Source organism: Rhizobium sp. Root1212 (genome assembly GCF_001424985.1).
Taxonomy (GTDB): Bacteria; Pseudomonadota; Alphaproteobacteria; order Rhizobiales; family Rhizobiaceae; genus Pararhizobium.
On record NZ_LMDA01000023.1, the window covers coordinates 200,571 to 219,343 of the forward strand.

The following is an 18,773-nucleotide window of genomic DNA, read 5'->3' on the forward strand; positions in this document are numbered from 1 at the left end:
TCAGGTCTCGCCGCGGGAGGGATCGAAGGGATTGCGCACGACCGGCGTGCGGGAGGCCGCGGGCCGTGGCTGGGCTGGGCCGTTATCGCCAAAGACCTCGCGGGCGATCGCGCCGATGCCGCCGAGCGAGCCGATCAGCGAGGAGGCTTCCATCGGCATCAGCACGATCTTGGAATTGGCGGCCGTGCCGATGGAGGCCATGGCTTCGGTGTATTTCTGCGCGACGAAGTAATTGATCGCCTGCACGTTACCCGCAGCGATGGCTTCGGAAACCATTTTGGTCGCCTTGGCCTCGGCTTCGGCCAGACGCTCGCGGGCTTCGGCGTCGCGGAAGGCGGCTTCGCGCTGGCCTTCGGCCTGAAGGATGGCGGATTGCTTTGCGCCTTCGGCGCGCAGGATCTGCGCATTGCGGGCGCCTTCGGCTTCCAGAACCTGGGCGCGCTTCTCGCGCTCGGCCTTCATCTGCCGCGCCATCGCATCGACCAGATCCTTGGGCGGCTGGATGTCCTTGATCTCGACGCGGGTGACCTTGATGCCCCACGGGCCGACCGCTTCATCGACGACGCGCAGCAGCCGGTCGTTGATGGTGTCGCGGTTGGACAGCAGTTCGTCGAGGTCCATCGAGCCCATGACCGAGCGGATGTTGGTCATGGTGAGGTTGAGGATGGCGCTTTCCAGGTTGGAGACCTGATAGGCGGCCTCCGCGGCATTCAGGATCTGGTAGAAGGCGACGGCATCGGCCGAGCAGCTGGCATTGTCCTTTGTGATCACCTCCTGCGTCGGCACGTTGAGCACCTGCTCCATGACGTTCAAGCGCGCGCCGATCTTGTCGATGAACGGGATGATCAGGTTGAGGCCGGGCTCGAGCGTGCGCGTGTAGCGGCCGAAGCGCTCGACGGTATAGCGAAAGCCCTGCGGCACGGTCTTGATGCCGGCAAACAGCACCAGGATGACGAAGACGACAAAGGCAATGACGGCGATATCGAGACCGGCAAGCGGCATGGAATTCTCCCTTCTTGGACGGGATGCCGAAACATCCTAAACCAAGACGTGGGACATCCGCCGATTATTTGCAACCCATCGCTGAAAGCGATTACACCCAGCCCTGCAATTCACGACGCACGACATGCTCCAGCACCGCCATGCCGTCGGCGCTGTCGTTGAGACAGGGGATGTGGGTGAACTTCTCGCCGCCCGAATGGTGGAAGCTTTCGGCCGCCTGTTCGGCGATTTCTTCCAGTGTTTCGAGGCAATCCGACACGAAGCCCGGATTGATCACGGCGATGCGCTTCACACCGTCCTGCGCCAGTTTCTCGACGGTCTTGTCGGTATAGGGCCGCAGCCATTCCTCCGGGCCAAAGCGGGACTGGAAGGTGACCTGCAGCTTCTCCTTCGACCAGCCCAGTTTTTCGCGCAGCAGCCGCGCCGTCTTCTGACACTGGCAGTAGTAGGGGTCGCCCTTCTCGAAATAGGATTTCGGGATGCCGTGGAAGGAGGTGAGCACCACTTCCGGCTCCCAGTCGAGGGTGGCGAGGTGGGTCTTGATCGAATTGGCGAGCGCGTCGATATAGACCGGATCGTCGTGATAGGGCGGCACGGTTCGCAGCGCCGCCTGCCAGCGCATCTTGAGCAGCGTCTTGAAGGCCTCGTCGTTCACCGTTGCCGTCGTCGCGGCCGTATATTGCGGATAGAGCGGGAAAACGAGAATCTTTTCGCAGCCCTGCTTCTGCAGCGCTTCGATGCGTGACGGGATCGAGGGCTGGCCGTAGCGCATGCCCCAGTCGATGACGACATTGCTGTAGCCGGCGAACGACTTCGCCATCAGTTCCGCCTGGTTGCGGGTATAGGTGCGCAGGTAGCTTTCGTTCAGGTCGTTGTTCCAGATGGTCTCATAGGCCTTGCCCACCTTGGCCGGGCGGCGGTTGAGCACGATGCCGAACAGGATCGGGTACCAGTAAAGCGGAGACCATTCGATGACGCGGCGATCCATCAGGAACTGCTTGAGATAGCGCCGCATCGATACCTTGTCGGTGCCGTCCGGCGTGCCGAGATTGACCAGCAGCACGCCGACCTTGCCATGGGCGACAGGCGGGTGGTTGGCGGGGAATGTTTCGGCAGCGAGGGACATCGGGTTTCCTGCAAAAGTGGATCACGGCACCGTTACGGTTGAAGCGACCATTCGGTTCAGTGCTGTTCTTAAAAATAAAAGCCGGTCCGGGAAAGCCCGGACCGGCTGGGATGACAGGGACAAATTGTCTTACTTGGCCGGAATCGTCAATTCCTTGCCGACCAGCAGCCGGCGCGGCGCCGGATTGCCGTTCGCATCGGAAATGCGGTGCCACTGCTCGCCGTCGCCGTAGGCCGCCTTGGCGATATCCCAGAGCGTGTCGCCCTTGACGATGACATGCTTTGCTTCACCGGTCGGTGCGGCAGCGGTTTCGGCAGGCTTCGCCTCGGGCATCGTGGTTTCCGCCGCGGGTTGCTGGGTTGTGCCGGCAGCCGTGGCGGCAACCTCGGTGATGCGGCCGTCCGTCATCGGCTTGTAGGGCTGATGTGCGGCCAGATAGTCGGCGAGCACGATTTCCAGTCCCGGACCGTAGTCGTAGGCGTTCTCGGCCTTCTTGAAGACGCTGTAGCCATCGCCGCCGGCGCGCATGAAATTGTTGGAGACGAGGTTGTAGGTCTTGTTCGCATCAAGCGGCACGAAGGCGTCGCCTTGCCTGGTCTCGACCGAAACGACACGGCTGCCGGCCGGCTTCGACTTGTCGAAGGAGAATTTCAGCCCCGCCACCTGCGGGAAGCGGCCACCCTCTTCCTCGATCTTGCTGAGGCCGTTTTCCAGCGCCTCGGTGATCGCCGCACCCTTCACCTGGAAGGTCGATAGCGTGTTCTGGAACGGCAGAACGGTGATCACTTCGCCCATGGTGACATCGCCGGCATCGATAGATGCGCGCAAGCCGCCGCCGTTGACGATGGCAACCGTCACGCCCTGACCCTTGACGCGGTCGAGCATGGCATCGGCAACGAGATCGCCCATCTGGCATTCCTGGACGCGGCAAACCTTGCGGTCGCCGTCGATGGCGGCGTCCGATTTGCCGATGACCTTCTTGCGTAGATCGTCGATCGGCTTTGCAAGCTCGGCGATGCGGGTGAGAACCGTCGGATCGGGCTTGACCGAGCTGTCCATCAGGATCGGATCGCCCTTGGCCGCCTTGACGACGCCGCTGTCATCGAAGGTGACGACGAGATCGCCGAGATACTTGCTGTAGGAACCGGCCTGCACCACCGGAACCTTGTAGCCGCCGGGATTGTCGACCATCGTCGGATAGGGGCCTTCGGCCTTCTCGTCGGTGTTGGAAAGCAGGCTGTGCGAATGGCCGCCGACGACCACATCGACATCCGGGATCTTGGCGATGACGGCGAGGTCGCGCGGATAGCCGACATGGGTGAGCGCGATGATCTTGTTGACGCCCTGCTTCTTCAGGTCTTGAACGGCAGTGGTGATCGTATCCACATCCTGGCCGATCAGCACATCGTCGCCGACCGAGGAAAGCTCCGGCGTATCGTTGGCGACGGCGCCGACGATACCGATCTTCTGGCCGCCGACATCGAGCACCAGCGACGGCTTGATGCGGTCGCCGAGCTTGGACTTGTAGCCGGGCAGCACGTTGGAGCTGAGGACCGGGAAGGTGACCTTGTCGAGGAAACCTACGAGGCCATCCTCGCCCTCGTCGAATTCATGATTGCCGACGGTCATCGCATCGAATTTCATCAGGTTGAGGAATTCGGCCTCGGCGATGCCCTTGTAGGTGGTGAAGAACAGCGACCCTTGAAAATTGTCGCCGGCGTTGAGCAGCAGCGTGTTCTTGCCGGAAAGGGCGGCGCGCTTCTCGTCGATGGCGGTCTTCAGCCGGGCGACGCCGCCAAAGCATTCGTTCTTGCCTTCCTCTTCCGCCGAGCAGGTGGAATCGAATTTGTTGATTGATTCGATGCGCGAATGCAGGTCGTTGATGTGAAGGATGTTCAGCTCATAATCGGCAAAGGCAGCGCCGGACGAAAGCGCAAGGATCGAGGCTGTCATCAGCCCGGTTCGCAAATGTCTGATCATGGAAATCTCCCGGTTGTCGGATCGCCGGTTTGCCGGCGTCGGCTTGGACCACGGCAGCCTGCGAAGGCTGCCGCTCGGGACGGATCGTTTCACTCGATTGCGCTGACATCAAGCCATAATTTCGCCTTCGCCTGCCTCAGCTCTTCGAGGGTTAACGGGCAAGACAAAGCCGGCACGCGCAGGGCGCGGCCGGCTTCAAACAGGCTCTATCCGTAAGCGGCTTTAAATCTGCCGCGTCAGCGTGAACTGTGCGCCGGTCTGGGTCGTGCAGTTCAGCTGGCTGGAGGTGACCAGTGCGCAGTTCACCAGCGACGACGTCTGCTTGATGTTGGAATAGAGGTTGATCTGGGTGACGTTGCCGTTGGTCGTGTAGGTGCCCGATCCCAGCTGCTGGTTCGTCCCGTCGCTCGTGCGCGTCTGGAACTGCCCGCTGGAGAAGGTCGAGATGACGCCCTGCGCTCCGACCCAGCTTCCTTCCACGCCGGCCGGCGCGGTGCGCTGCGGCTGCGAGACCTGCACCTCCCGTGGCGCCTGGCAGGCGGCAAGCCCGACTGCGGACAGGATGGCAAGCATGGTGATCGGCTTCATTACTATCTCCCGGTAGGCGTGAAACGTTCACGTCTTTTCGTCGCAAAAACCATGCCGTGAACGCTGGTTGAATGCAAGGGCGGCCAAGCCACACCCTTCATGCCAAATGAAAAACGCCCGGAGATGTTCCCCGGGCGCTTTCCCAATATTCTATCCTTCGCGCAATCAGCGCACGAGGATGTTCTTGAACTGCCACGGGTCCTTCTCGTCGAGGTCTTCGGGGAAGAGGCCCGGACGGCCTTCGAGCGGGGTCCAGTCGGTGTAGTGGCCTTCGACCGGGCCGAGATACTGCGACTGCACTTCGAGGCAGCGCTTGTAGTCGATCTCGTCGGCTTCAACGATGCCGGCCTTCGGGTTTTCAAGCGCCCAGACCATGCCGGACAGAACGGCCGAGGTCACCTGCAGGCCGGTAGCGTTCTGGTAGGGCGCGATACGGCGGGTTTCTTCCAGCGACAGGCGCGAACCGTACCAGTAGGCGTTCTTGTCGTGGCCGTAGAGCAGCACGCCGAGTTCGTCGAGGCCGTCGACCAGTTCGTTCTCGTCGAGAACGTGGAGGACCGGCTGGGCCTTGCCGCCATTGCCGAACATCTCATGCAGCGACAGTACGGCATCGTTGGCCGGATGATAGGCGTAGTGGCAGGTCGGGCGGTAGGCGACGTCGCCGTCCTTGTCGCGGACGGTGAAGTAGTCGGCAATCGAGATCGACTCGTTGTGGGTCACCAGGAAGCCATACTGCGGGCCGGGCGTCGGGCACCAGGTGCGAACGCGGGTGTTGGCGCCCGGCTGTTCCAGATAGATGGCGGCCTTGCAGCCCTTCTTGTGCTTCTTGGCGTTCTTCGGCATCCAGTTTTCATGGGTGCCCCAGCCGAGTTCGGCCGGCTGCAGGCCTTCCGAGATGAAGCCTTCGACCGACCAGGTGTTCCAGAAGACGTTGAACGGCTTCGGGTTCTTGGTGCGCTGGGTGTCGCGCTCGGCAATGTGGATGCCCTTGACGCCGACCTTCTTCATCAGCTTGGCCCAGCCTTCGCGGTCGTGCTGGTCCGGCTCGTCGAACTTGATGTCGAGATCGTTGGCGAGGTTCACCAGCGCCTTCTTGACGAACCACGAGACCATGCCCGGATTTGCGCCGCAGGTGGAAACGGCCGTTGCGCCGCCGGGGTTCTTCTTCTTTTCATGGCGAAGCGTTTCGCGCAGCGCATAGTTGGTGCGGTCGGCGTTCTTCATGTTCTTGTCGAAATAGAAGCCGAGCCAGGGCTCGATGACCGTGTCGATGTAGAGCACGTCGAGCTTGCGGCAGAGACGCATCAAGTCCACCGAGCCGGTATCGACCGAGAGGTTGACGCAGAAGCCTTGGCCGCCGCCTTCGGTGAGCAGCGGCTTCAGCAGTTCCTTGTAGTTGTCCTTGGTGACATAGGCCTTGATATGGCGGACGCCGTGCTTGGCGAGGATTTCCATGTCGGCTGCATCGTCGCGCGGGTCGATGACGACCATCCGGCTCTTGTCGAACTTGAAGTGGCGTTCGATCAGCGGCAGGGTGCCGCGGCCGATCGAGCCGAAACCGATCATCACGATCGGACCTGTGATTTCGCCATAAACCGTATGGTTGGTTTCTGCCATTTTGGTCTTTCTCCTGCGGATAGCGGATTGTTTTGGGGTCGAAAATGCCCCGATGCTGCTTTGGAAGGCCTAGAGCACAGATTCCTGTCACAATAAAGAGGTGAGGGGCAAGTGGCTTCGATCGTGCTTAATCTTCGCAGCGCCTGCGCAGGGTCGCAAACAGGGCGAACGCCTGGAGGGCGGGGTCGTTCTCCCTCTCGGTCTCTGTTCCTTATCCGGTCAAAGCCGGCGGGTCGTTAAGCATAGTCATGTCCTTCGGCTATGCCGGGATGCAATCCGCTAGATTTTGCAATTCCTGTTGCCGGGGCTTGTCTATAAAGTCAGCCGGGCATGCGAGACCGATACCATGGATGAAATTGCCTCCAGCCTTGCCGAGCTCAGGGATGCGACCGATGTTCTGATTGCGCTTTATGACGCCGACGACCGGCTGCGCTATGCCAATGACGCCTTTCGCGCCACCTTCGCGCTCGATGCCGATGAAACCCCGCTCTGGCCGGACATGATGCGGCGCAATCGCGCGCGCGGGCTCGGCACGGTGATCCGCGTCGACAATTTCGATGCCTGGATCGCTTCTGCGCAGTCGCGCCGCGGTAAGGCGCCGTTCCGCGCCTATGAGACCGATCTCGTCGACGGCCGCTGGCTGTGGATGACGGAAACGGTCAACCGCGACGGCTGGATGCTGTGTATCGCCAGCGACATCACCCATCTTCGCGTCGAAGAGCGCAACCTGCGCCAGGACCGCGATCTCGCCATGCGGGCCTCGCAGACCGACGAACTGACCGGCATCTCCAACCGCCGCTATGTCATGGGCAAGCTCGAGGAGATGGTGGTCGGCAACCGGCCGGAGCAGCCGCGCGACGGATGCCTGTGCATCCTCGATATCGACTTCTTCAAGGGCATCAACGACCTCTACGGGCATCAGGTGGGCGACGACGTGCTCTTGGATTTTGCCCGCAGGGTGCAGCCGATCGTGCGCCGGCGCGATTGTTTCGGCCGGGTCGGCGGCGAGGAGTTCATGCTGCTTTTGCCGGATACGACGCGTGAGGAAGCCGAAGCGATTGTCGAACGCATCATGGGGGTGGTGCGGGCTTCCCGGCCGCTGCCGGGGGCGCCGCTGTTTCGCTACACCTGCTCGGCGGGGCTTTCCGTGATGGTCGCGGGCGATTGCGCAAAGACGCTCTACTCCCGCGCCGATGCAGCACTTTACGATGCCAAGCAATCCGGCCGCGACAGGATCATCGTCGCGGCAGCCTGAGCAAAGTCAGTTTTCCAGCCGGCAGGCAATCAGGCCACGCAGGGAGTTGCCCATGAAGAGGCGGCCCTTTTTCACATCTGCAAGCGTCAGGCGCTGGACGCGGGCACGGCGTTCGCAGATGAACTGCGTGCGCAGCACGCCTGCCAGCAGCCCGCTGGAAATCGGCGGTACCTTCAATATGCCCGAACCGTCATCGAAGAAACAGGAGGTGATGGTGCCCTCGCAGATTTCACCCTTCTCGTTGAGCAGCAGCACTTCATCCGCCTCTTCGGCACTATACTCCGCCCGCGCTGCTTCGTAGATCGCGCGGCGACTGGTCTTGTAACGCAAGAGGGGATCGCGCGAATTCAGCCGGTGCGATGCCACGCGCACTTTCCAGACGGTATCCTCCGCCAACGGCGTGAACGGCGCCGTGGTGACGACGATCTCGCCTTCGGCAGAAAGGGTCAGCCGCACGCGCAACAACTGTCCGGCATCCTGTAAAGCTTTTGCCAGTTCGCCTTTTGCGTTTTCAGCGCCCTTGAAGCCGAGCCGTGATGCCGAGCGTTGCAGGCGGGCGAGATGCAGGCGTTCGCGAACGATGCCGGTTTCCGGCTCGTAGCGCATGGTCTCGATCAGCGAAAAATCCGTCATTGCTCGACCCTGATGTCGCCGAGGGCGAAACGGGCCTTCAGCAGGCATTCCGCATATTCGGATTCGGCGTTGGAATCGAAGACGATGCCGCCGCCGACATTGAAGACGGCCTTTCCATCGGGATACAGCGACAGCGTGCGGATCGCGACATTGAAGCGCATGGTGCCGTCCGGGGCGATGAAGCCGATCGCGCCGCAATAGGCATCGCGCGGGCCGGTCTCCAGATCGTGCAGGATTTCCATGGCGCGCATTTTCGGCGCGCCGGTGATCGAGCCGCAGGGAAACAGCGCCTCGAAGATATCGCGGATACCGATGTCGAGGCGCAAATGGGCGCGCACATGGCTCACCATCTGGTGCACGGTCGGATAGGTCTCGACATCGAAGAGTTTCGGCACGTCGAGCGTGCCGACTTCGGTGATCCGCGAGATATCGTTGCGCAGCAGATCGACGATCATCCGGTTTTCGGCCTGCGATTTCGGATCGGCCTTCATTTCCGCGATCAGCGCTTCGTCTTCGGCTGCCGTGGCACCACGCGGAGCAGTGCCTTTCATCGGATGGGTTTCGATCCAGCGATCCTTGTCCACCCGGAAGAACAGTTCCGGCGAGCGCGACAGCAGCATCGGGCCGTCGAGCGAAACGAAAGCGCCGTATTTCACAGGCTGCCGTTCAATCAGCGACCAGAAGGCGGAAAGCGGATCGCCCGACCAGCGGGCCGAGATCGGCATGGTGAGGTTTGCCTGATAGCAATCGCCCTGCCGCAGGTGTTGATGCAGCTTCTGGAACCGCTCGCGATAGGCGGCAAAGTCCCAGCCAGCCTTCGGCTCGGTGAGGAACGGCTCGTTTTCGACCCGCCGCCTTGGCTGCGAAAGGGCGTGGTCCTCCTGCGGCGCATCGAAGACGCCGAAGGACATCAGCGGTGTTTCCCGGTTTTCCTCGGCGAAGGGAGCGAGCTTATCTTCGAACAGATGGCCGGCCTCATAGCTCATGAAGCCGGCGAGCCATTGGCCTGCCTTTTGTGCCTTCTCCATCTCCGCCAGCCCACGCCGGAATTCGGCTTTGGTGCGTGCGGTGATCACGCGCAAGGGCTCCGCGAAGACAGTGGTCCTGTTCGCGCTGTCATCCCGGAACAGGACGAAGGGGCCGTGATCAGTCATGTCTTCAAACCTGGCGATGTCACGCCTTATCAAGCGCTTCCAGTTCGTCGATCAGGCCTTCCAGCATCGACAGGCCCTTTGCCCAGAACGACGGATCGCTGGCATCGAGACCGAATGGCTTGAGCAGTTCGGAATAATGCTTGCTGCCGCCGGCTTTCAGAAGCTCGAAATACTTGTCCTGGAAGCCGCTTTCGGCCTTCTGGTAGACGGCGTAGAGCGAGTTTACCAGGCAATCGCCAAAGGCATAAGCATAGACGTAGAACGGCGAGTGGATGAAGTGCGGGATATAGGACCAGTAGGTCTCGTATCCCTCCGAAATGCGGATCGCCGGCCCGAGGCTTTCCGCCTGCACGGAGAGCCAGAGATTGCCGATATGCTCGGCGGTCAGCTCGCCTTCCTTGCGGGCGGTGTGTACCTTTCGCTCGAACTCGTAGAAGGCGATCTGGCGCACGACCGTATTGATCATGTCCTCGACCTTCTGGGCGAGCATCGCCTTGCGCTCCTTCTTATCCTTGGTCTTTTCGAGAAGGGCGCGGAAGGTCAGCATTTCGCCGAAGACCGAGGCGGTTTCGGCGAGCGTCAGCGGCGTCGAGGCCATCAGCGCGCCCTGCGCGCCGGCGAGCACCTGATGCACGCCGTGACCCAGCTCATGGGCGAGCGTCATCACGTCGCGCGGCTTGCCCATATAATTGACGAGCACGTAAGGGTGGGCAGAGGGCACGGTCGGGTGCGCGAAGGCGCCCGGCGCCTTGCCGGGGCGCACCGGCGCATCGATCCAGCCGCCATCGAAGAAGCGCTCGGCGATGTCAGCCATCTCGGGCGCGAAGCCGTGATAGGCCGAAAGCACGGTGTCCTTGGCGTCCTTCCAGGAGATCAGCGCCGTCGGGGTTTCCGGCAGCGGCGCGTTGCGATCCCAGAATTCCATCTGTTCCATGCCGAGCCACTTGGCCTTCATCTTATAATAGCGATGCGACAGGCGCGGATAGGCATCCTTGACCGCTGCTGCCAATGCATCGACCACCTCACGCTCGACGCGGTTGGCAAGGTGGCGGCTATCGGCGATGTCTTCGAAGCCGCGCCAGCGGTCGGAGATTTCCTTGTCCTTCGCGAGCGTGTTGGTGATCAGCGTGAAGACGCGGCTGTTGGCCTTGAAAGTGGCGGTCAGCGCCGCTGCTGCCTTGCGGCGCACCTCCGGGTCCGCCTCCTGCAACATGCTGAGCGCGACTTCGAGCGGCTGTTCCTCGCCGTCAATCGTGAAGGTCAGCGCCGCCATGGTCTCGTCGAACAGACGATTGAAGGCGCCGGAACCGGTCATCGACTTTTCGAGGAAGAGCTGTTCCAGCTTGTCGTCGAGCTGGTAGGGCTTGTCGAGGCGCAGGTCCACCAGCCACGGGCGATAATGTGCGGCGAGCGGATCGGTCGCGAAGGCCGCATCGATCACCGCGTCATCGATGCGGTTCAGCTCCAGCGAGAAGAACAGCAGGTGGCTTGCGAGATCGGTGAGCTTGGCCTGTGCGTCTCCAAAAAACTTGCCGTTGGCGGGGTTCGACGTATCTGAGAAATAGGTGAGGCCGGCATAGGAGCCGATCTTGCCCATCAGGTCTTCCAGCGCTTCGAACTCGCGCACGGCCGCCCCGATGCCGGCATCGCCGGTTTTGGTCGCGGCTTCCGCCAGCTTGCCCTTCCACTTGGCCTCGAAGGCGAGGCTGTCGGCCTCGGCCTTTGCCACATCGCTGCGATATTCGTCCGAGGTCGGCGACGGATAGAGGTCTTCCAGCCGCCAGTTCGGCAGGTCCCCCAGCTCGGCTGCGCCGCCGCCGGTTGCAGCTGCAAAAAGTGGGATGGTCGGGGCGGAAAACGGACGATACATGGCTTTCACTCTCGTTTTGGTGCAGCCGCATCCTCGCGCGGCGCAAATCGGTGCCGACCCTAGCCTATCGGCCTGCAAACCGGAACCGCTTTTCCAGCCTGTTTCCGAGGCCTTCCGGTTCCAACCAGCATTGTTAGGAATGATTAAAATCCGAGCTTTTCTTCAAAGGGGATGTTCAGCCCTCCTGTGACAGGAATGTCCCATCGTGCGGCACATGAGGTTGTCGCGGTTGTCGAAAAATGAGCAGGAGGCTTCCATGACGTCACAGATTCTTGTCATCGACGATGATCCGGTCCAGCGTCGGCTTCTGACCAACATGATCGAGCGGCTGGGCCATATCGCCCATCTCGCCGACAATGGCCGTAGCGGCCTGGAACTCCTGGAGCGCAAGCGCGGCCAGATCAGCGCCATCCTGCTCGATCTGATGATGCCGGAAATGAACGGCCACGGTTTCCTCGAAGCGATCGCCGAACGTGGCATCGATATTCCGATCATCGTGCAGACGGGGCAGGGCGGCATCGAGACCGTTGTTCTCGCCATGCAGGCCGGCGCCTTCGACTTCGTCGTCAAGCCGGTGTCGCCGGAGCGTCTTTCGGTCGCCCTCAACAACGCGCTGAAGATGGAACATCAGGATGGCCGCGCCCGTCCCGCCCGCCGCGCCCGTAGCGGCGCCATCGGCTTCGACGACGTCGTTTCCGCCAGCCCGGCGATGATCCGCGTGCTCGATCTCGCCCGCCGCGCCGCCCAGTCGAATATTCCGATCGTGCTCGAAGGCGAATCCGGCGTCGGCAAGGAAATGGTGGCGCGCGCCATCCAGGCGGCGAGCGATCGCGCCGGCAAGCCGTTCATCACCGTCAATTGCGGTGCGATCCCACACAATCTGGTCGAAAGCATTCTCTTCGGCCACGAGAAGGGCGCCTTCACCGGGGCGACCGAGAAGCACACCGGCAAGTTCGTCGATGCCGATGGCGGTACGCTGTTCCTCGACGAGATCGGCGATCTGCCTTTGGAAGTGCAGGTTAAGCTCCTGCGCGCCGTGCAGCAGGGCGAAATCGAGACGATCGGCGCCCGCCATCCGCAGAAGGTCAATGTCCGGCTGATCTCGGCCACCAACAAGGACCTGATCAATGAGGTCCGCGAAGGCCGCTTCCGCGAAGACCTCTACTATCGCCTGAACGTCTTCCCGATCACCATTCCGGCGCTGCGCAAGCGCAAGGAAGACGTGCCCGTGCTGGTGCGGTCCTTCGTCGAGCGCTTCTCGATCGAGCAGGGCCTTTCCACACCGCTGACGGTGACCTCCGGGGCGCTTGCGCTTCTGACGGCCTACGACTGGCCGGGCAATATCCGCCAGCTGGAAAACGCCATCTTCCGTGCGGTCGTGCTCGCCGAGGGCCAGGAACTGACGGTGAAGGATTTTCCGCAGGTCGCGACCCAGATTCCCGGTTATGTTGTCGCCGAAAAGAGCGGCTTCAGCTGGGGCGAGGCCGGTCCATCGCGGCCGCAGGTTGTGGAGGCGCAGGCGCTGCCGCCTGTCTACCCGGATTTCGGCGGCGCGGAGAAGACGGCTGCCGCAGCGGAACCGGCTGGTTCGAGCGGCGCTATCTCCAGCATCGACGATGGCGGCAATGTCCGCAAACTCGCCGATGTGGAAGAGGAACTGATTCGCTTCGCGCTGAAATTCTACCGTGGCCAAATGAGCCAGGTGGCCCGAAAACTCGGTATCGGCCGCTCGACTTTGTACCGGAAACTCAAGGATTACGGCATCAATCCCGATGATCCCTTCAGCGAAGCCGCATAAAGTTAGGGATAACGAATCGTTACGAACCGTCATATGCCACGGTCGTCGTTTAGACCTTGTTAGTGATCTATTCACTATATTATAAGGATAAGTGACGACTGTGGCATATTTGCCATGCTGTTACCTTAATTGACAGTCATTGGGCAGCCACTGGACGCGTTGTCCGTCGGACGGGGATCAGGTTTGAAAAATTTGTTCGGAATCAGACAGCCCAGCGGCATGACGCTCCGCGATCTTTGCGGGCGTGTCGCCAGCAAGATGCCGCGAGTGCTCGCTTCGCTGTTGATTGCGGCCTCCATGGTATCGCCCGGCGTGGCGCCGACGGTGGAAGCCGCCGGCCAGACGCGCACCCTGAAGATCTACTTCATCCATACCCAGGAAAAGGCCGAGATCACCTTCAAGCGCAATGGCCGATATGATCCGAAGGGCCTGCAGCAGGTCAACCGCATGCTGCGCGACTGGCGCCGCAACGAGCCCACCAACATGGACCCGCGCCTGCTCGACCTCGTCTGGGAAGTCTACCAGAAGAGCGGTTCGCGCGATTATATCCACGTCGTTTCCGCCTATCGTTCGCCGGCCACCAACAACATGCTGCGTTCGCGCACCAAGGGCGTGGCCAAGAAGAGCCAGCACATGCTCGGCAAGGCGATGGACTTCTATCTGCCCGACGTGAAGCTGAAGACGCTGCGTGAGATCGGCATGAAATTCCAGGTCGGCGGCGTCGGCTTCTATCCGACCTCCGGCTCTCCCTTCGTGCACATGGATGTCGGCGGCGTTCGCGCCTGGCCGCGTATGAGCCGCGCCGAGCTTGCCCGCCTGTTCCCCGATGGCAAGACCCTGCATATTCCCTCGGACGGCAAGCCGCTGCCGGGCTACGAACTGGCCGTTGCCGATTACAAGCGCCGCGTCGGCGACAAGTCGATCGAGGTTGCCGGCGGCGGGGCCAAGGGTCCGGGCGACAAGGATACGACCAAGCGCAAGGCGACGCTGTTTGCCATGCTCTTCGGCCAGGGCGGCGACGAGGATGAAGAACCCGAAGCAATCGCCGGCGGTGGTGGCGGTGATGAAGGCGGCGGCGACGAGCAGCCGGCTGCCAAGACCGCGCCTGCCGCGACCAACCAGCAGCCCGTTCTTGCCGGTGTGATCGGCGCCGAGGACCAGCAGGTGGCAATCGCTGCCGTCAAGGCTCCGGTGCCGGGCTCCCGCCCGGCCTTCAAGGACCCGGCTGAAACCGGCGTTGCCATGGCGCTTGCTGCGCCTGCTGCCAATCCGGCCCAGGACGCGCTGGCTGCCGCCATGCCGTCGCAGCCCGAATTCGCCGATCTCGGCAACTACAAGATCCCGGTGCCGCAGATGCTCGGCCAGCGTGGCATGAACGGCGACGCCGGCAATGCGATGATGCTCGCCTCGGCTGAATCGACCGACGCGGATGCCGACGTGCTCGGTTTCGTGCCGGTTCCGGCCATGCGTCCGGCTGGGGAAGCCGCGATGATGGCGGCGGCTGCCGCTTACGTCGCCGTGCCGGAATTCACCGATCATGCCAAGCCGCAGGCTGCGGCGCTGGCACAGGAACCGGTCGAGGCCAAGGCGGAAACGAAGGTCGCGCTTGCCGCGCCGACGGATCGCCCGGTCGAGCTTGCATCCTTTGTGCCGCAATCGGGCGCTGCCGCCCGCGCCGCCGTGTTCGACAATGTCTTCGATGGCGCTGCCGCCGAAGTGCCGGCCAAGGGCAAGCGCCCGAACAAGGACGAGGCCCAGGCCGCGGCTCGCACCTCGGTCCGCACCGAGCCGAAGCTGACTCAGCAGATCATTTCGGAATGGGCGCTGACGACGGGCCGTATGGCGACCTTCTCGAAGCCGGTCAAGGCGCCGCGCTTCGTCAGCAAGTCGCTCCGGGCTTCGCCGACGACGGTCTATTCCGCCGGCTTCCAGCCGACGTCCGGCGCGGTCGATACGGCCCGGTTCTCGGGCACGGCAGTCAACTTCATGGAAGTGAAACGCTTCGACTGATCTGAGAGTCTCTCAGGTTCAAACTGAACCAGAGAGCCTCTCGATTGTTTTTTCGGGAAAACCGGCATGAAAAAACCCGCCGGCTAGGCGGGTTTTTTGTTGGGCAATCGAAAGGCTTATTCGGCTTCCGGCGCGTCGATCATGCCGAGCGCGGCGAGGTACGTGTCGAGGATCGCTTCCTGCTCCATGCGCTCGTCCTTGTCCTGCTTGCGGATCTGGATGACCTTGCGCAGGATCTTGGTGTCGAAGCCGGTGCCCTTGGCTTCGCCGTAGACGTCCTTGATGTCGTCCGCAATGGTCTTCTTTTCTTCTTCAAGGCGTTCGATGCGCTCGATGAACGAGCGGAGTTGGTCGCGCGCGACGCCGTGTGCATCCGACATGATGATCTCCTTTTGGGGATAGAAATTCGAAGGCTGTGACCTGCCGCGAAGTCACGGCGAGGTCAAGGGAGATTGCGCGGGAAACGGCGCAATTCTCGAAATGGCCTTATTCTTTCGGCCTGTTCTGTTCGAAGGCGGCCTGCTGGTCGTCGGAGGCTTGCCTCTGGTTTTTCGCGCGCCATTCCTCGTAGGGCATGCCGTAGATGATCTCGCGGGATTGCTCCTTGTCCATCTCGACGCCGCTGGCGTTGGCGGCCTCGCGATACCAGTTGGACAGGCAGTTGCGGCAAAAGCCGGCGAGGTTCATCAGGTCGATGTTCTGGACGTCGCTGCGCTCGCGCAGATGCGCCACCAGCCGGCGGAAGGCGGCGGCTTCGAATTCGGTTTCCGGGGTGCTCATGATCGTCTCCGTGGTGGATGCCTCAGAAGGCGCAATCGCCGGTTCTGGACGGATGTCGTTTGATGACGTGAAGATCGGGACGGGCGTTGAGATCGTCAAGGATCGGGGCGAGCCGCTGCTCCCAGTTTTCCACACCAGCGTCGTCGGCAATCAGGTCCTGCCGCACCTCGATCAGCGCATGGGCGATGCCGGTTTCCATGCAATGGCGATACATGGTGTCACCGCGCAGCGCCCCGTCGTAGGGCTCGTTATTGCCGATCAGAAGGTCGCCCGGTGCTTCCAGCGCCGCAATCAGCGGATGGACGGCACGGGGATCGCCGTCCCAGAGCACGGCGGCATGCCAGGGGCGGGGCACACCCTTCCAGGCCGGCGTATAGGAATGCAGCGAAATCACCAGCGGCGCCTTACGGCTCTCCATACCGACGTGGGCGATCGTTTCGGAGACGGCGCGGTGATAGGGGCGATGGAAGCGGTTGAGGCGGTTTTCCCACTCCTCCGGCGTGATCGGGTGGTTGCCGGAAATGATCGCGCCGTCGGAAATCTTCATGATCAGCGTCGGATCGTCCTCCCCGCGATTGGGGTCGATCAGCAATCGTGAAAAGTAGCTCATCACGGCCGGCACGCCGAGCCGCGCGGCAAGCCGCCGCGTCAGCTTCTCGATGCCGATGTCATAGGCGATATGGCGCTCGAAGGCGCCGGGTGGCAGGCCGAGGCTGCCATATTCCGGCGGCAGGCGGTTTGTGGCATGATCGGCGAGCAGCACGAGGCCGCGGGCGGCGTCGCCCTCGATCGTTTCGTATGCCGTGTGCTCGACCATGCTCTCACAACCCGTTTTGCCCCTGCGCGAAAGTTTGATGACATGACGGGGAGGCAATCGCAATGTAAAGCCACGTTTTTGCTGATTCTGTTCATCACAGAGCCGACTGTAATCGATTAGACTTTCGTTGACTTTCAAGTCGCCGCGTCGCAAGAAAGTGCCACGACAAATCGCAACGGAGACCCAGTGGAAACCGTGTCCGACCATTCTTCCAAAAGGTTCGCCATGCCGCGCCGTTTTCTTGGAGCAGTTGCGCTGTTCCTGCTGGCCGGGGCTGTGCCCTTCCTGATGCCGCAAGAAGCCCACGCCGAGTTTCGCGTCTGCAACGGCACCCAGAATCTCGTCGGCGTCGCCATCGGTTACCGCGCCAAGGAAGGCTGGATCACCGAAGGCTGGTGGCAGGTTCCGGCCACCACCTGCGCCACGCTGATCGAAGGCGAGCTGCAATCCCGCTACTATTATCTCTATGCCGAGGATGCGGCCCGCGGCGGCCGCTGGACGGGCGGCATCAACATGTGCGTCGCTGAAAACGAGTTCAAGATAACCGGCGTGCAGGACTGCTTCGCGCGCGGCTTCCAGCGCATGGGATTCAAGGAATATGATACGGGTCGGCAGGGGAGCTGGATGGTTCAGCTTTCCGACACCCCCGGTACACAAGAGAGCCAGAATTGATGATACGGAACAGAAAAGCCAAAATCCTCGCCACGCTCGGTCCGGCATCGGGCGAAGAGGAGATGATCCAGAAGCTTCATGAAGCCGGCGCCGATCTCTTCCGTATCAATATGAGCCATGCCAGCCACGACCTGATGCGCACGCTCGTCAAGCGCATCCGCAGCGTCGAGGCGCGTTGCGGCCGGCCGATCGGCATCCTCGCCGACCTGCAGGGGCCGAAGCTGCGTGTCGGCAAGTTCGCGGACGGCAAGGTCGATCTCGTTCCGGGCCAGACGTTTACCTTGGATAACCGCGACGTGCCGGGCGACAATACCCGTGTCTACCTGCCGCATCCGGAAATCCTCGAGGCCGTCAAGCCCGGCCATCGCCTGCTGATCGACGACGGCAAGCTGCACCTGCAGGCCGAAAGTTCCGACGGCACGAAGATCGTCTGCAAGGTCGTCTCCGGCACGAAGATTTCCGACCGCAAGGGCGTCAGCCTGCCCGATACGCTGCTCGGCGTCGGTGCGCTGACGGAGAAGGACCGCGCCGATCTCGACGCCGTGCTCGAAACCGATGAAATCGACTGGGTGGCGCTTTCCTTCATCCAGCGCCCGGAAGACCTCTCGGAAGTGCGAAAGGTTTCCCGCGGCCGCGTCGGCCTGATGTCGAAGATCGAAAAGCCGCAGGCGATCGAGCGCATCGACGAGATCATCGAGCTTTCCGACGCCCTGATGGTCGCCCGCGGCGACCTCGGTGTCGAAATGCCGCTCGAGGCTGTTCCTGGCCTGCAGAAGCAACTGATCCGCGCCTGTCGCCGCGCGGGCAAGCCGGTCGTCGTTGCAACCCAGATGCTGGAATCGATGATTTCGGCGCCGGTGCCGACCCGCGCCGAAGTCTCGGACGTCGCGACCGCCGTGTTCGAAGGCGCCGATGCCGTGATGCTTTCGGCCGAATCCGCTTCGGGCGATTATCCGGTCGAATCCGTTGCCACAATGGCTTCCATCGCCAGCAAGGTCGAGCGCGACCCGCATTATTCCGGCATCATCTACGCGCAGCGCACGCCGCCGGAAGCGACCGGCGCCGACGCTATTTCGCTGGCCGCCCACCAGATTGCTGAAACGCTGAAGCTGTCGGCCATCGTCTGCTACACCTCGTCGGGCAACACCGGCCTGCGCACCGCGCGCGAGCGCCCGCAGGTGCCGGTCGTGGCGCTGTCGCCGGTCATCCAGACCGCGCGCCGCCTCTCGGTCGTCTGGGGCCTGCATTGCGTCGTCACCGAGGATGCGACCGACCTCGACGACATGGTCAACCGCGCTTGCCGTATTGTCGCCAGCGAAGGTTTCGGCAAGCCGGGCGACCGTATCATCATCTCGGCCGGCGTGCCGCTCGGAACGCCGGGCGCGACCAACATGCTGCGCATCGCCTATATCGGCTCGGATGGCCTGAGCGGCGTCTGATCGACGCGAAAGCAACAATACGGGCCGGCGGT

Annotated in this window: 16 protein-coding genes; 5 read left to right on the forward strand and 11 right to left on the reverse strand. The window is 62.2% G+C overall.

The features are described 5' to 3' along the window. The 5 genes from ASC86_RS18995 to ASC86_RS19015 form a co-directional block, all read right to left on the reverse strand. On the reverse strand, positions 1–1,002 hold the full coding sequence (locus tag ASC86_RS18995; RefSeq protein ID WP_056324769.1) for an SPFH domain-containing protein: 1,002 nt from the start codon (positions 1,000–1,002) through the stop codon (positions 1–3). Positions 1,003–1,093: 91 nt separating this feature from the next. After that, positions 1,094–2,128, reverse strand: a complete 1,035-nt coding sequence (hemH, locus tag ASC86_RS19000; protein ID WP_056324772.1) for a ferrochelatase — start codon at positions 2,126–2,128, stop codon at positions 1,094–1,096. Positions 2,129–2,257: 129 nt separating this feature from the next. Continuing rightward, positions 2,258–4,108, reverse strand: a complete 1,851-nt coding sequence (locus ASC86_RS19005) for a 5'-nucleotidase C-terminal domain-containing protein (RefSeq protein WP_056324774.1) — start codon at positions 4,106–4,108, stop codon at positions 2,258–2,260. 222 nt (positions 4,109–4,330) lie between these two features. Further along, entirely contained in the window at positions 4,331–4,696 is a 366-nt protein-coding gene (locus ASC86_RS19010; RefSeq protein WP_056324777.1) for a hypothetical protein, read from the reverse strand. A gap of 165 nt (positions 4,697–4,861) precedes the next feature. Next, complete coding sequence (locus ASC86_RS19015) at positions 4,862–6,313, reverse strand: homospermidine synthase (protein WP_056324779.1); 1,452 nt, start codon at positions 6,311–6,313, stop codon at positions 4,862–4,864. A gap of 346 nt (positions 6,314–6,659) precedes the next feature. On the opposite strand from ASC86_RS19015, the gene ASC86_RS19020 reads away from it, so the two are divergent. Further along, positions 6,660–7,568: a sensor domain-containing diguanylate cyclase gene (locus ASC86_RS19020; RefSeq protein WP_056324784.1), complete on the forward strand. Its 909-nt coding sequence runs from the start codon at positions 6,660–6,662 to the stop codon at positions 7,566–7,568. Between the two features lie 6 nt (positions 7,569–7,574). On the opposite strand, the gene ASC86_RS19025 is transcribed toward ASC86_RS19020, so the two are convergent. From ASC86_RS19025 to ASC86_RS19035, 3 genes are read right to left on the reverse strand one after another with little or no spacing between them, the layout of a single operon-like run. Beyond that, positions 7,575–8,201 carry an aminotransferase class IV family protein gene (locus ASC86_RS19025; RefSeq protein WP_056324787.1) on the reverse strand — a complete coding sequence of 209 codons (627 nt, stop codon included), beginning with the start codon at positions 8,199–8,201 and terminating at the stop codon, positions 7,575–7,577. Beyond that, positions 8,198–9,355 (reverse strand): aminodeoxychorismate synthase component I, encoded by a 1,158-nt coding sequence (locus ASC86_RS19030; RefSeq protein ID WP_056324790.1) that lies wholly within the window; start codon positions 9,353–9,355, stop codon positions 8,198–8,200. Before ASC86_RS19030 ends, ASC86_RS19025 begins: the two co-directional genes overlap by 4 nt. Before the next feature lie 19 nt (positions 9,356–9,374). Beyond that, a complete protein-coding gene (locus ASC86_RS19035) occupies positions 9,375–11,225 on the reverse strand; it encodes a M3 family oligoendopeptidase (protein WP_082510303.1) in 1,851 nt (616 codons plus the stop codon). Between the two features lie 256 nt (positions 11,226–11,481). Here ASC86_RS19035 and ASC86_RS19040 point away from each other — a divergent pair, with 256 nt between their 5' ends. Next, a complete protein-coding gene (locus tag ASC86_RS19040; RefSeq protein ID WP_056324793.1) occupies positions 11,482–13,023 on the forward strand; it encodes a sigma-54 dependent transcriptional regulator in 1,542 nt (513 codons plus the stop codon). A 183-nt stretch (positions 13,024–13,206) separates the two neighbouring features. After that, entirely contained in the window at positions 13,207–15,033 is a 1,827-nt protein-coding gene (locus ASC86_RS19045) for a DUF882 domain-containing protein (protein WP_056324795.1), read from the forward strand. Between the two features lie 116 nt (positions 15,034–15,149). Here the strand turns inward: ASC86_RS19045 and ASC86_RS19050 are convergent, their stop codons facing one another. The 3 genes from ASC86_RS19050 to ASC86_RS19060 all read right to left on the reverse strand — a co-directional run bounded on the left by ASC86_RS19050 (position 15,150) and on the right by ASC86_RS19060 (position 16,630). Continuing rightward, the gene (locus tag ASC86_RS19050; RefSeq protein ID WP_056324798.1) at positions 15,150–15,413 is read right to left on the reverse strand and encodes a DUF2312 domain-containing protein; all 264 of its coding nucleotides are present in this window, start codon (positions 15,411–15,413) and stop codon (positions 15,150–15,152) included. 106 nt (positions 15,414–15,519) lie between these two features. Further along, entirely contained in the window at positions 15,520–15,813 is a 294-nt protein-coding gene (locus ASC86_RS19055; RefSeq protein ID WP_056324801.1) for a DUF1244 domain-containing protein, read from the reverse strand. Between the two features lie 22 nt (positions 15,814–15,835). Beyond that, entirely contained in the window at positions 15,836–16,630 is a 795-nt protein-coding gene (locus tag ASC86_RS19060; protein WP_056324803.1) for an N-formylglutamate amidohydrolase, read from the reverse strand. A gap of 225 nt (positions 16,631–16,855) precedes the next feature. Between ASC86_RS19060 and ASC86_RS19065 the strand changes: the two genes are divergently transcribed. Both ASC86_RS19065 and pyk read left to right on the forward strand, forming a co-directional pair. Beyond that, positions 16,856–17,302 (forward strand): DUF1036 domain-containing protein, encoded by a 447-nt coding sequence (locus tag ASC86_RS19065; RefSeq protein WP_056325179.1) that lies wholly within the window; start codon positions 16,856–16,858, stop codon positions 17,300–17,302. Next, positions 17,302–18,741, forward strand: a complete 1,440-nt coding sequence (pyk, locus tag ASC86_RS19070) for a pyruvate kinase (RefSeq protein WP_056324806.1) — start codon at positions 17,302–17,304, stop codon at positions 18,739–18,741. The genes ASC86_RS19065 and pyk overlap by 1 nt, the downstream gene beginning before the upstream one ends. Positions 18,742–18,773: the final 32 nt, after the last annotated feature.

Excerpts from the sequence above, each read along its gene's own strand:
- pyk (WP_056324806.1), top strand. The coding sequence starts at position 17,302 with ATGATACGGAACAGAAAAGCCAAAATCCTCGCCACGCTCGGTCCGGCA.
- ASC86_RS19025 (WP_056324787.1), bottom strand. The coding sequence starts at position 8,201 with ATGACGGATTTTTCGCTGATCGAGACCATGCGCTACGAGCCGGAAACC.
- ASC86_RS19050 (WP_056324798.1), bottom strand. The coding sequence starts at position 15,413 with ATGTCGGATGCACACGGCGTCGCGCGCGACCAACTCCGCTCGTTCATC.
- ASC86_RS19015 (WP_056324779.1), bottom strand. The coding sequence starts at position 6,313 with ATGGCAGAAACCAACCATACGGTTTATGGCGAAATCACAGGTCCGATC.
- ASC86_RS19035 (WP_082510303.1), bottom strand. The coding sequence starts at position 11,225 with ATGTATCGTCCGTTTTCCGCCCCGACCATCCCACTTTTTGCAGCTGCA.
- ASC86_RS19020 (WP_056324784.1), top strand. The coding sequence starts at position 6,660 with ATGGATGAAATTGCCTCCAGCCTTGCCGAGCTCAGGGATGCGACCGAT.
- ASC86_RS19055 (WP_056324801.1), bottom strand. The coding sequence starts at position 15,813 with ATGAGCACCCCGGAAACCGAATTCGAAGCCGCCGCCTTCCGCCGGCTG.
- ASC86_RS19040 (WP_056324793.1), top strand. The coding sequence starts at position 11,482 with ATGACGTCACAGATTCTTGTCATCGACGATGATCCGGTCCAGCGTCGG.
- ASC86_RS19010 (WP_056324777.1), bottom strand. The coding sequence starts at position 4,696 with ATGAAGCCGATCACCATGCTTGCCATCCTGTCCGCAGTCGGGCTTGCC.
- ASC86_RS19060 (WP_056324803.1), bottom strand. The coding sequence starts at position 16,630 with ATGGTCGAGCACACGGCATACGAAACGATCGAGGGCGACGCCGCCCGC.
- ASC86_RS19065 (WP_056325179.1), top strand. The coding sequence starts at position 16,856 with ATGCCGCGCCGTTTTCTTGGAGCAGTTGCGCTGTTCCTGCTGGCCGGG.
- ASC86_RS19005 (WP_056324774.1), bottom strand. The coding sequence starts at position 4,108 with ATGATCAGACATTTGCGAACCGGGCTGATGACAGCCTCGATCCTTGCG.
- ASC86_RS18995 (WP_056324769.1), bottom strand. The coding sequence starts at position 1,002 with ATGCCGCTTGCCGGTCTCGATATCGCCGTCATTGCCTTTGTCGTCTTC.
- hemH (WP_056324772.1), bottom strand. The coding sequence starts at position 2,128 with ATGTCCCTCGCTGCCGAAACATTCCCCGCCAACCACCCGCCTGTCGCC.
- ASC86_RS19030 (WP_056324790.1), bottom strand. The coding sequence starts at position 9,355 with ATGACTGATCACGGCCCCTTCGTCCTGTTCCGGGATGACAGCGCGAAC.